This window comes from Gracilimonas mengyeensis (genome assembly GCF_900182705.1).
GTDB lineage: Bacteria > Bacteroidota > Rhodothermia > Balneolales > Balneolaceae > Gracilimonas > Gracilimonas mengyeensis.
This window is the reverse complement of the sequence record NZ_FXTP01000006.1, coordinates 131,409-143,528: the sequence shown is the minus strand read 5'-3', so window position 1 is coordinate 143,528 and position 12,120 is coordinate 131,409. Positions and strand designations below refer to the sequence as shown.

Here is a 12,120-nt window from a genome sequence, read left to right as displayed (position 1 = left end):
AAACATTTGGATTACCACAACTTATTAACCTATATACAATTTTAAATTCAATTAGTCTCCAATAGCTTATCCAACGACTCTTGACTCCCCATAATCACAAGACGATCCGTTTTTCGAATCATAGTTAAGGGACCTAAAACTCCCAGCACCTCATAATAGTAATCATCCGCTTGATACAGGCCATTTGAACCTTCATCCTTCCTCTGTCGTTTTATTGTAATAAGGCTCATATCATAACGCTGCCTTATTTTCAGCTCTTTGAGTGAATACCCAACCATCTTTTTAGGAGCATCAATTTCAAATATTCCTATCTTACTACTTAGTTTAAAAAAGTCACTTATTGAGGTACTGAGCAAAGAGGTAGCCATCCGCTTCCCCTCATCTTTTTCAGGGTGAACAACTTCCTTTATTCCAATTTTATTTAGAATAGCTTCTTGAGTATCGTTAGAAGCACGAGCAATAATTCGTCTTACTTTTGCCTTCAACAATTCCATAGCAATAAGTACAACTGGCTCAAAAGCCTCCCCGATAGTTATAATCACTACGTCAACCTCAAAAGCCCCATGTTCCTGTAGTAGAACCGGATCAGTTGCATCAAACTGAACCGCTTGTGCAACATACTTTTTTATTTCTTCTATACGATCATAATCATTGTCAATAGCTAATACATATGCCCCTTCCTCTGCAAGGGACTTTGCTAAAGAAAAACCATACTCTCCAAGCCCGATTACACAAAATTGATCCTTTGTAGTTGCCATAGTACTTCCTGTTAAGCTACAATTACACTTTCAGATGGATATTGATATTTGGTCGCTGTCCTTCTTTTTGCAAAAGCCAAAGCGAGGGTTACAATCCCAACCCGTCCAATAAACATAGATACAATGATAATGGATTTTCCTGCCGTAGTCAGTTCCCCGGTGATCCCTCTGGACAGACCAACGGTTGCAAAGGCCGAAAACTCTTCAAATAATAAATCTATAAAGGGTTGATCTTCAGTGATAGTCAACAAAAAAGTAAAAAAGAACAAACAAACAGCAGCGAGAATAAATACAGTCATTGCCGTAAAAACCGTGTCTTTGGCTATCTTTTTTTTGGCAAATTCCACATCTCGCTTACCAGTAATGGTGCTCCAGGCGGATAACAGTAACACGGAAACGGTCGTAGTTTTAATTCCGCCTGCCGTTGAAGCTGGCGATGCCCCAATAATCATTAGGGTCAAGAATACTAATGTCGTGCTAGTCCCAAGGCCTCCAATGTCTACTGTATTAAAACCAGCTGTACGGGTTGTTACACTTTGGAATAAAGATAAAAGAATTTTATCTGATGTCTGGTAACCTGAAAGCACACCATTCCATTCGAGCACTAAAAATGCAACCGTTCCTACAGTAATTAAAATTCCTGTAGCCCAAAGCACTAAACGGGTATGGATGGAAAATTTCCAATTCCGAAGCCGGTGATGCGGATTCCCTTTTATAAGCTCCCAAAGAGTAGTGAAACCCAACCCGCCTGTGATAATCAAAATCATGGTTGTGATGTTTATACCATAATTAAGGGCATTCACCTGATCGGCTAAACTATTGGTAAATACTGAAAACCCAGCATTACAGAAAGCAGAAACTGCATGAAACATAGAAAAAAATAGTCGCGTTGAATTATCATCAAACAAATCATGCCAACTAAGATAATACCCTAACGCGCCACAGGCCTCAATTAGGAGAGTAATTCCCACAATGCGCTTTATAGTTTGAAAAGTTTCGCTTGTTCGGGTTTCTCCAACAGTTCCTTTTAATAATGTCATTTGGCCAACTCCTAAACCGGAGCTTACAAATAAGGCAAATAAAGTGGCGATGGTGAGTAAGCCTAAACCACCAACTTGAATGAGTATCATTACAATTACCTGGCCAAACATTGTTAAATGGGTAGCAGTGTCAACTACAATTAAGCCGGTAACACAAACCGCGCTTGTAGATGTGAATAACGCGTCAATTAAATCTAATCCTTGTCCATCAACGGTTGCTCTTGGGGTCATCAACAATAAAGCGCCCACGGCAATTACAGATAAAAAACTTCCCGCAACTACTTGGGTCGGCTTTCTTTTTAGAGAAAGAAGAATTGGAGCCGCCCGAATACTCCGTTCAATAATGAGAAGAATTAAATATATTTTTGTAGCTAAAATAAGGATTGGCCAAATCTCCTTACCCCCAAAGAGAGTCGCCACATACTCCAAAAAATCCTGTCCTCCGATTAAATAACTTATTCCAATTAGAGCTAATGAACTAATGAGTATGGTCTCAAAAATCCTACTTCTAACAAGCTGAATTCTTTTTGATGTGAGAAATAGACGCAAGAAATAAGAAAGCGAAAAACCCAGAATAATGGTCAATTCCAGATAATTGTTCCACCTTTTGTATGGAGCTTGCAATTCAAACCCCTCGGCGGCAACCAAGCTGGCAATAGCCAATAAAACCAATAACAAATTAAAGCTATGAACAAATGGCTCTACCACCTTATTTAGGTCATAGAGCTCAACTTCTACATCCTGAAATCGGTTTCGAAACTGCTTTCGGGACTTTTTGAACCTGACCAGGAAATTTATGTAGGTCCGCCTCCATTGCTTTGGTAATTTCATTCAGCAAATATATCAATATTGACGAACCATTTTCGGAAAAGCATGTCTACCAACTAATCATTGGGCTGCCAAGAAAAAGAATACCAAGCTCGATATAATTTTTGGTCAACAGACCACCGTCCCCCACCTTTTATAATTAAAAATAAACTTCCAAGCCACATTGCAAAATCGGTTCGCAGTTCGTGTGCCATACTCCAGAAACCATACACTTCAAGATCCCTGAGAACAAAAGGTCCAAAAGACTCCCTAAAAGCAATCGGTATTTTAGTTGTAATAATAGCAACACTCATGATTGTGATCGTAGAAAAGGCACCGACTCGAGTTAGAACCCCCATTAAAACCATCATTCCTGCCAATAATTCGATAAAACCAATAAAATTCCCAAAAAATTCAGGATAAGGAAAGCCCATACTTTCAAACCTGCCGGTGCCTCTTGCCATTGGATATAAAAACTTTTGAATACCTTCGGAAAAAATCCCCCCAACCATTATTCGTATTAACAAAGTTGTTTTTGAAACATCCGTCTGCAATAATTGCCGCATATGCTCTGTTGATTTTACAAAATTACTATTTGATTTCAATGTATAATATATTCGTTCAATTATAAATTAAATGGGAGGCTATATGGAATTTTTGGGATCATACCGTGGAGCTGCACTTTTTAAAGACCTTGAAGACCTTAATGCACCAGAGAAAGATGTCTTAACTAAACGAGTCAGATCGGAAGGCATACATCCGCATAGTGAAAATTTAAAGGTTGATTTTTCAGCAGAAGGAGAAAACTGGAAAGAAGCTGAAAAAAAGGTCGTCCAGCAAATTGATGCCTATTTAGATAAACACGATTTAGAAACATTCAATTTTGATGCCTTAGACCTTAATAAATTAGAATGACCAAGATCAATAAACTGTGTCAGCAGGAAATGAATGGTCTAATTTCAAGAAGTTAAATTTATGTATGTGGTTAAGGATTCAGCCTGTATTTTCTTTTCCAAAGGCTACATCGCCTTAGTTTAAGTATTTCTTTTCGAACAGTTGAGTGCTATCGTCGGTTCCGGCAAGTATTACGTCATCGCCGTCCTGAAATTCAAATTTTTCAGGATGTAGCGTGGTGATTTTCTTCCCGTCGCGTATCACCCCTAAAATAGTGCAGCCCGTTTCCGCCCTCACGTTGCTCTCGGCCAGCGTTCTACCTACCAAATCCCCGGCCGGCAACTGCACCAGGTTAATTTGTTTTTCTACGGCCAGCGAGCGCTCGTCTTCAAAGATGCACGAGGCCAACATACGCCCGGTTACCGTAGCCAATGATTGCACATAATCCGCTCCGGCTTGGTAGAGCTTCTGCACATCTTCCACGTCATTGGCGCGCACAATGATGTTGGCTTTTTTGTTTTTATTGCGGGCCATAAGCGTGGAAAACAAAGCCGCTGTATCATCTTTAATGGTGATGATAATTGCCGAGGCATCCTCGATATTCATTTGGTCGAGGGTTTCGGGTTTGCTTACGTCGCCCACCATATCCACCCCTTCTTTTTCTTTGATATCCATGATGCGCACGTCTACACTTTTGTCTTTTAAAAACTCAGCCGCCGCCTTACCTGATCTGCCATAACCGAAAATGAAAACCTCATTCCGTATAAAATGCCGGGTTTGAGCCTCTGCTTTTTTCGTTAGTTGTTCCAGCTCGCTTACATCTCCTGCAACCAATAACCGCGTTTTTGAGTCCAGCACCAGGTCCACATCCACCGGACTTTTAAAATCACCATTCAGCCATGCGCCTATAATATTTATGTGGTGTTCATTAAGCAGGTTGGCCTCATGAATGGTTTTATTGCACAGTTCACTGCCTTCTTCAATATCAATTTCCACCAGCTCGATGGTGCTGTCAATTTCTACGCTTTCGTTGATGGAGACCGCCGGAATCTGGGTGGCCAGGCTTTTCCCCACCAGCTGGCGCGGACTAATGGTGATATCAGCACCATTAGTCCGCGCCAGCTTATAATAAATGTCCATATTGTCATCGCGCAGGATGGCAATCACTTTTATGCCCGGCTCAATGTTTTTGGCCGTAAATACAATGCTGATGTTTTTATAAATCTCCGAGTGCACCACCGCCGTAGCCTCCGAAATACAAGCCGCCCGTAAGGTGTCTTCCGATTCAGGATCGCCGGTCATCACGTTGTATCCGTTGGATATCAGCTCCAGCGCATTTGTTTCATCCTGTTCAATGATGATGTAGTCCTTATCGCGGGATTTCAGTTCTTCAATCAATGCATTGGTGTAGGATGAATACTCACAAATAATAACATGGTCTTTCGTATCCACGGCCCGGGGAGCCGTTTTTCCGATGGCATCCCGCAGGTAAGGCAGAAAAAACACCGGAAAGGCAACAAACACCAGCACCACCCCGGTTAAATTCATAAGCAGTACAAAATAATTCATAAAATCACTTTGCCAGGGAGCGAAGCCCCCATAGCCCGTAGTAGTCAACGATTCAATAACCACCTGCACCGATTGCGGGAAAGTAACCGAATGGTTTTCAAATACCGGCATGGCCCACTGGAATATGCTTGAGTACACCCCAACGATAATAATGACAGTTAAAACCGCATTTATGATTTTATTCCGCCAACTTTTTAGCATGATTTCTTTCGTGCTGTCTTTTTTGCTGATTAGAGAAACCGGTATTACATAATACCGGCTGCCTGTTATACTTTTAAATTTTAATGCGAGTGGTTAAGTCTGCTTATTATTATGAGGATAATATGGAACAGTATCTATTCAAATTTTGAAAGATTTGTAACTTTTTTGCAAAAATTTAGTCTGATGTCTTCAGCCCACAGTTCCACATAAAATATTCTATGCGATTTCATTTCCTACTAATTTTGTTAGCTGGACTTTTTGTCAATTTACCGACCGTTGGCCAACCCCTGCCAACTATCACTCCGGAAGAAGCCGGTTTTTCTGCTGAAAGATTGCACGAGCTGGAGGATTTTCTGGAACAGTCCGGTTCTTCTTCTCTTATGTTGGTGTATGATGGAAAAGTATTTTTTGATTGGGGAGCCTCGCATCAAAAACATCTCATCCATTCCATTCGCAAAACTCTCCTAAATAGCCTTTATGGTATTTATGTGGAAAAGGGGGTGATTGACACCTCTGCAACCTTAGCTGAATTAGGCATCGATGATATTGAACCAACACTGACCGAACAAGAGAAACAAGCCCGCATCGCAGATTTGTTGAAATCAAGGTCCGGCATATATCATCCCGCTGCAGCTGTTTCTCAGGGGATGCTGCGCGGAATGCCGGAACGCGAAGCGCATCAACCCGGAGAGCACTATTATTACAACAACTGGGATTTTAATACCCTGGGACACATTCTGGAAATGAAAACCGGCGAATCTATTTACACCTTATTCAAGCAACACATCGCTGACCCTATCGGCATGATCCATTATGAAGGCGCTTATACCAGCATCGACCTGGACAACGATGATAGTCCCATTCCTGATGCAGATGGTTTTTACCAGAATGAACCCAGCAAATCGGATTACCCGGCCTATCACTTCCGGATGTCGGCCCACGACCTCGCTAAATTCGGCACTTTGTATCTTCAGGAAGGGAGGTGGGATGGAAAGCAAATCATTCCCGAAAGTTGGATTGAAGCCAGCACCACGGCCTATTCCATCACCAATCCCCGCATTAACATCGGATACGGCATGCTATGGAACGTGCTGATACCCAATGAAAATCGCGCCACCAAATCCTTTTTCCATACCGGCGCTGGCATCCACATGCTGGGCGTGTATCCTGGTTCCAAACTGGTAATGGTACACCGGGTGGATACCGAAGGCGGACACAATTTTCAGCAAAACAGTTTATACCAGATTATTGACCTGGTATTCGCCGCACAACAAAAATAGACGGTGTGCTTTTAACGGCGGTTTTTCTATCTTTTTGCCTCATTAAATAACTACCGTTGTGCACTACTTCTTTCCTCCAAGAGAGCCTTTTAATGCGTACTCCCATTACCTGGGCGCTTTTATTTCTATCATCTGGCTGGGCTTTTTACTTCATGCCGGCTGGGACGATCCCATCACCTACAAAGTGGCGTTCCTGGTATATGGATTGTCTGTGTTTTTGATGTTTTTCTCCAGCGGTGTGTATCACACCCTAAATGTTGAGAATCGCACCGAAGAGCTTTTCCGTTTGTTTGATCACATCTTCATTTACATTGTGATTGCCGGCACCTATACCCCAATGTGTGTTATTGCACTGCAAGGCGCATGGCAATGGGGCATGTTATTGGGCATCTGGCTTTTTGCTATAGCCGGTATTTTAAAGAAAACGTTTTGGCTGAATGCCCCACGCTGGTTTTCTACGGTTATTTATTTGCTGATGGGCTGGGTATCGGTCATCATACTTCCGGTTATCTGGGATATTTTACCGCACGCTTTTATCTACTGGATTGCTCTCGGCGGATTCTTTTATACGGCAGGCGCCGTGATCTACGCCATTAAAAAACCCAATCCCATTCCCGGTCGCTTTGGCTTTCATGAAATTTGGCACTTGTTTGTTTTAGGCGGTGCCTTTTCGCATTATTGGGCTATTTACGCGTACTTGCCTAACTTCAATATCCCCAGCCTATGATGCGTTTCTTCTTTTTATTGATTGGATTGTGGTTCTTTGGCTCGTCTCAGGGTTACGGGCAAGGATACCTGAACTCGCTGCAACACCGCGCACCAGGCGTAGAATGGCAACAAATTCATACTCCTCATTTTCGCATCATCTTTCCTTCTGCAGATGATTCCCTGGCTTATCGCTCTGCCGCTATTCTTGAAGCTCAATATCCTTCCGTTGCCGAATTAGCGGGCGGAACCTTAAAAAAATTTCCTGTCATACTGAGCAGTTTTACGGACCGCTCCAATGGATATGTGAGTCCCTATAATTTTAGATCAGAAGTGGATTTGGCTCCCATCAAAGGGAAAGGCATGAACCCACAAACCGGCGGATGGCTGGAAACTGTATTGCCACATGAATTGGTTCATGCCTCGCACATGAACGTGCAACAGCCGTTGGATGAGAAAAAAGTCAGCCTGTCCAATTTTATCAGTTTATTTTCTCCTGATGCTGGCCGACTCATCCATGCGCTGGTACCAATGGGGGTTCATGAAGGACTTGCCGTCTATCACGAAAGTGAAGCCATCACCGAAAACGGAGGGCGTGGTAACTATCCCTATTTCCTGAATCGCTTTAATGCCAATTTTGCTTCACCAGACCGGTGGAATATGGGCCAAACCTTCATTCCCTCCGAATATAGTCTGCCGGGTGATCGCCACTATATTGCCGGCCATGAATTCACGTACTGGCTGCAAGAAAACTACGGGGAGAAAGTTTCACGGAAAGCCATCCGCTACCATTATCATCATTTTTTTCTGGGATATGGTTTTGCGCTATATAAAAAAACCGGCAAATGGCCCGGTGAGTTATACAAAGAGTATGAAGCAGACATCCTGGAATCAGAAGAAAAGCGCCTCTCTGAATTTGAAGAGAACACCAGCCAACACTCCCGTATCATTGAACTCCCCTTTGATGGCGAAGAAGTACATGGACCTCGCTGGCTTACAGAGAATGAAATCCTATACAGCGGCTCCTTTCACAACGGGCGTTTCGGATTTTACGGATACGATATAGAAGATGGTTCTACCCGACTGGTCAAAGAAACTTTTATGGTAGGCGACTATCATTACCAACTACTGGAAGATAAACACCTGATCTATGCCGCCTATACGGCACGCCCCACCTACAGCGCTTATTATTCGGATTTATACCGACTGAATCCCCGCTCAGGGAAATCTGAGCGAATCACCCAAAATGCACGCGTTCATTCTCCTACTCAGTCAGGTGAAAAGTTACTAGCCATTCAATCTTTAGGATCTGTAAAACGAATTGTAGAGGTACTCGAAGATGGCTCCCTGGAAACCATTAAATTATTTAGCGAAGCCGAGCCAATTAGCATCACCGCTAATCCCCTTAAGCCGGAGCAGTTAGCTGTAATCATCAACAAAAAAGGCGTGCAGGCCCTTTGGCTTTCATCTTATGAATCACTCCCTCAAAGTTTGGATGCCCCGCCAACCCTGGCTTTTGCTGAAGCTTCTGTATTTGATGCACACTGGCACCCCGACGGAGATCGGCTGCTAGTTAGCCTCGACATTGGCTCTACCCTAAACATCTATGAGTACAACTTGAATAGCGGACAGGTGGTCCAAATCACTAATGCACCATACAATGCTTTTGAAGGTGCTTACAGTCCAGACGGCTCCAGGCTGGCCTATATTATTCAACAGGATGATGAACGAAAACTCGCCATCCTGGATCAGTCAGACTTTCTTAACGCTCCCCTTTCCCCTTTACATTTCTTATCCGCTCAGGCATTTGAAGAACAACAGAATCATCCGTTGCTGGGAGCTTCTTGGTCAGATAGCCTTCAGGATTTGAAGCCAGAGCCCTACCGTAGTGGCCTTGGGTGGCTTAAACCCCGTGCCGTCTACCCGGTATATACCCAAACTGCCGGAACCAATGAACTGGGAGTTTCACTATCCAGCATCGACGCCCTTTCCTCTCAAGCTTATAATATCGAGATCACTGGCATTCAGGATCGGCTTTGGTATGATGTGACCTATGCCAATAAGATGTTCTACCCGGGTTTTGAACTTCAGGCCTACAGCGATCCTTCCTTCACCTCTTTGCTTGTGAACAACGGGCGATATTCCATCATGCGGCAAGAGCGCGGCTTATCTTTATCCCTGCCCTTTAGTTATACCTTCCGGGCCAATACGCGGCTTTCCTCTTTGTATATCTCACCCGAAGTCTCCGCTGAACAACTTCGCTACTTCGATTTGCAGCCTGAACCGATTTCAGATTTTTCTACCCGATACCGCGCAGGTATCTTTTCTCAACTCAATCTCGGTATTTTGAACCTTCGGCGAGATGTGCAGCCTTCGTCCGGCTTGGGGCTATTTGGTTTTTTTGAACGTACCCTCAACAAACCGGAGTACCAATTAGACCTTGGCAACCTATCCCCAAATCTTGTGTTAGATAACCAATGGACGGCCTATTATGGCGCTATGGGTTATGTATCACCGTTGCGCAAATGGAATCAATCCCTCCGGCTTGATCTGCAGTTTTTGCAGCAAAGTGCCTCTCCCATTTATTCCAACGACACTATTTTACCTATGGGTTTTTCCGATATGCCTTTTCCAAGTCCCGCTTCCGGCGACCGGCTCAGGCACCTGGGACGTTTCAGCACCCGCTATACCATTCCGTTGTTTTACCCCGATACCGGCTACTTCACCGTTCCTTTATACGTAAACAGTATCTATTTAACAACTTTTACACACACCCTAACCGATATGAACTCCAATAACTTAGTGGCCTCAAGCAGGAGTTTGTTTGGTGCGGGCCTCCATCTGCAGTTTAAAGTATCTAACTTATTGTTAGATTTAGGTTTCGGGATTGCATACGAACCCACCCGAAATAACACTCAAATTATTTTAGGTCAATTTTGATGAAATCGCCTTTTTCTTCTGTTTTACTCAGCCTGTTTATTGCCTCTGTATTTTTTGCAGCCGCCTGTCAGTCTCAGGAGGACAATACTGATGATTCAAACAATGATATTGGCCACCGTAAAAGCCCGATAGCCATTTCCGCTATCAACCATGCTGATACTTACATAAAAGTGGTATACGGTCAGCCTTACAAACGAGGCCGGGTTATCTTTGGAGAACTGGAAGCCTGGGGCGAGATTTGGAGAACCGGCGCCAATGAAGCCACTGAAATCATTATGACCGACTCTGTAGTGATGGGTGATGAACTTGTTGAACCCAGCACTTACGCATTATTCACTATTCCCCAACCCGATTCTTTTACAGTAATACTCAACCATGAACTGGGACAATGGGGTGCTTTCGAATACGACTCTACTCTGGATTACAAACGCATGAAGTTTCCCGTGCAGAACCTGGAAAGCCCGGTAGAAGCCTTCACTATTGAGTTTTCAGAACCGCAGGATAATGAGACGGTGATGTCGCTGCGATGGGATACGGTCCAGGTAGATGTACCGATTCGTTTTGAGTAGCAAGTTTTTAGGTGCAAGGTTCAAGAAAGTTAAGATTGAAAATTAGAAGATTAAAGATTCTCCCTACCCAATTTCCAGCTGACTTAAGCCTCCCCTAAAGATCAAAGATCTTTTGAGGTTGCACCTCAAAAGTAAAAGCTCTGCAAGGTTGTACCTTGCCTGGCCCAAACGATCCTTTCTTTTAACAACAAGACCTCCAGGCTTTTTGAAACCTTAGAGGTCTGTTCCACTTTCGCGCCCTTAGCGGTTAAACCAAATCCAGTAGCTCATCCGGAACATCGACATCCATCCGAAGAACCTGAGAAGCATGGGTTTTACCCTGGGCATCCAACTTCAGGGAAACCGTACCACCGCCGCCAAGACTTTCATGCAAAATAAAATTAAGGGCACCGATATTTGGCAGTTCGTAGCGCTCCACCTCTCCTTTGCACACATATTTCATATGTTCTTTCACCCGCTCAGCCGTCAGGATCTCTTTAAGGAAGGGATAGATATCCGGATGACGGGCGATGATTCCCACATTACTTCCATTACCTTTATCGCCGCTGCGGCCATGTGCTATCTTCAGGAGTTTTACCGTTGGCATGGTTATTTGGTGAATTAGAGATTTGTTGATTGGTTGATGAGAAGATAATTGAATTGAAGGGAGTTCCCAATTTCGCAAATCTGAATTTTTGGGGATTAAACCCTATTAGCAGTTAGCAGCTAAGCGATAGAAAGGTTAACTTTGGCATTCATTTTAAACCAAGCCCGATTATGTATAAAGCCAAAGTAACCGTAACTCTCCGTCCATCTATCCTGGATCCCAAAGGAAAAGCTGCGCATCACGCCTTGCAAAACCTTGGTTTGAACGAAGTGCAACAGGTGCGCATTGGCAAATTTATTGAACTGGATGTAGACGCTAAAGACGAAGCCGCCGCCAAAGCCGTGGTCGAATCGGCCTGCGCCCAGTTGCTTGCCAATGAAGTGATGGAAGATTTTGAGATTGTCATAGAATCCTAATAAAAGCCAATACCCATGATGTGGTCCTTATCTCAACATATTACTGTAATGGATGCAGATAAGCCCGGGGTAAAGGAAGTCACGGAAACCGAAACCAAGGAAGAAGAGAAAACCGAGGATTCGGTAAACACGCCCTGGCGATTATTTTTGTATGATGATGACATTCATACTTTTGACGAGGTGATCTCCCAGCTAATGAAAGCAACCGGCTGCGGACGCGGTAAAGCCGAAGATCTCACCTGGAAAGTACATAACGAAGGCAAAGCACTGGTGCACGAAGGCGAATTTGAAGAATGCCTGCGTATAGACAGTGTGCTCAAAGAAATTCAACTGGTTACCGAAATAAAAGGATAAA

Annotated in this window: 12 protein-coding genes; 7 read left to right on the top strand and 5 right to left on the bottom strand. The window is 43.6% G+C overall.

The window, feature by feature from the left end; genetic code table 11:
* Positions 1-47: 47 nt before the first annotated feature.
* From FN815_RS08280 to FN815_RS08270, 3 genes are read right to left on the bottom strand one after another with little or no spacing between them, the layout of a single operon-like run.
* The gene (locus FN815_RS08280; protein ID WP_142454157.1) at positions 48-758 is read right to left on the bottom strand and encodes a potassium channel family protein; all 711 of its coding nucleotides are present in this window, start codon (positions 756-758) and stop codon (positions 48-50) included.
* A gap of 11 nt (positions 759-769) precedes the next feature.
* Positions 770-2,629: a TrkH family potassium uptake protein gene (locus FN815_RS08275; protein WP_142454156.1), complete on the bottom strand. Its 1,860-nt coding sequence runs from the start codon at positions 2,627-2,629 to the stop codon at positions 770-772.
* 53 nt (positions 2,630-2,682) lie between these two features.
* The gene (locus tag FN815_RS08270; RefSeq protein ID WP_221930283.1) at positions 2,683-3,210 is read right to left on the bottom strand and encodes a DoxX family protein; all 528 of its coding nucleotides are present in this window, start codon (positions 3,208-3,210) and stop codon (positions 2,683-2,685) included.
* Positions 3,211-3,253: 43 nt separating this feature from the next.
* Here FN815_RS08270 and FN815_RS08265 point away from each other — a divergent pair, with 43 nt between their 5' ends.
* The gene (locus tag FN815_RS08265; protein WP_142454155.1) at positions 3,254-3,520 is read left to right on the top strand and encodes a hypothetical protein; all 267 of its coding nucleotides are present in this window, start codon (positions 3,254-3,256) and stop codon (positions 3,518-3,520) included.
* Between the two features lie 114 nt (positions 3,521-3,634).
* Here the strand turns inward: FN815_RS08265 and FN815_RS08260 are convergent, their stop codons facing one another.
* Positions 3,635-5,269 (bottom strand): potassium channel family protein, encoded by a 1,635-nt coding sequence (locus FN815_RS08260; protein ID WP_142454154.1) that lies wholly within the window; start codon positions 5,267-5,269, stop codon positions 3,635-3,637.
* Between the two features lie 242 nt (positions 5,270-5,511).
* Here FN815_RS08260 and FN815_RS08255 point away from each other — a divergent pair, with 242 nt between their 5' ends.
* Genes FN815_RS08255 through FN815_RS08240 form a run of 4 tightly spaced genes read left to right on the top strand, consistent with a single transcriptional unit; the run spans position 5,512 to position 10,763 of the window.
* Positions 5,512-6,549 (top strand): serine hydrolase domain-containing protein, encoded by a 1,038-nt coding sequence (locus FN815_RS08255; protein WP_221930282.1) that lies wholly within the window; start codon positions 5,512-5,514, stop codon positions 6,547-6,549.
* A gap of 58 nt (positions 6,550-6,607) precedes the next feature.
* Positions 6,608-7,276 carry a PAQR family membrane homeostasis protein TrhA gene (gene trhA / locus FN815_RS08250; protein ID WP_142454152.1) on the top strand — a complete coding sequence of 223 codons (669 nt, stop codon included), beginning with the start codon at positions 6,608-6,610 and terminating at the stop codon, positions 7,274-7,276.
* Positions 7,273-10,194 carry a TolB family protein gene (locus FN815_RS08245; protein WP_142454151.1) on the top strand — a complete coding sequence of 974 codons (2,922 nt, stop codon included), beginning with the start codon at positions 7,273-7,275 and terminating at the stop codon, positions 10,192-10,194. The genes trhA and FN815_RS08245 overlap by 4 nt, the downstream gene beginning before the upstream one ends.
* A complete protein-coding gene (locus FN815_RS08240; protein ID WP_142454150.1) occupies positions 10,194-10,763 on the top strand; it encodes a DUF2911 domain-containing protein in 570 nt (189 codons plus the stop codon). The genes FN815_RS08245 and FN815_RS08240 overlap by 1 nt, the downstream gene beginning before the upstream one ends.
* Positions 10,764-11,010: 247 nt before the next feature.
* Here the strand turns inward: FN815_RS08240 and FN815_RS08235 are convergent, their stop codons facing one another.
* Complete coding sequence (locus tag FN815_RS08235; protein WP_142454149.1) at positions 11,011-11,349, bottom strand: AtuA-related protein; 339 nt, start codon at positions 11,347-11,349, stop codon at positions 11,011-11,013.
* Positions 11,350-11,519: 170 nt separating this feature from the next.
* Between FN815_RS08235 and purS the strand changes: the two genes are divergently transcribed.
* A complete protein-coding gene (gene purS, locus FN815_RS08230; RefSeq protein WP_142454148.1) occupies positions 11,520-11,765 on the top strand; it encodes a phosphoribosylformylglycinamidine synthase subunit PurS in 246 nt (81 codons plus the stop codon).
* 15 nt (positions 11,766-11,780) lie between these two features.
* On the top strand, positions 11,781-12,119 hold the full coding sequence (locus FN815_RS08225; protein WP_246075203.1) for an ATP-dependent Clp protease adaptor ClpS: 339 nt from the start codon (positions 11,781-11,783) through the stop codon (positions 12,117-12,119).
* Position 12,120: the final 1 nt, after the last annotated feature.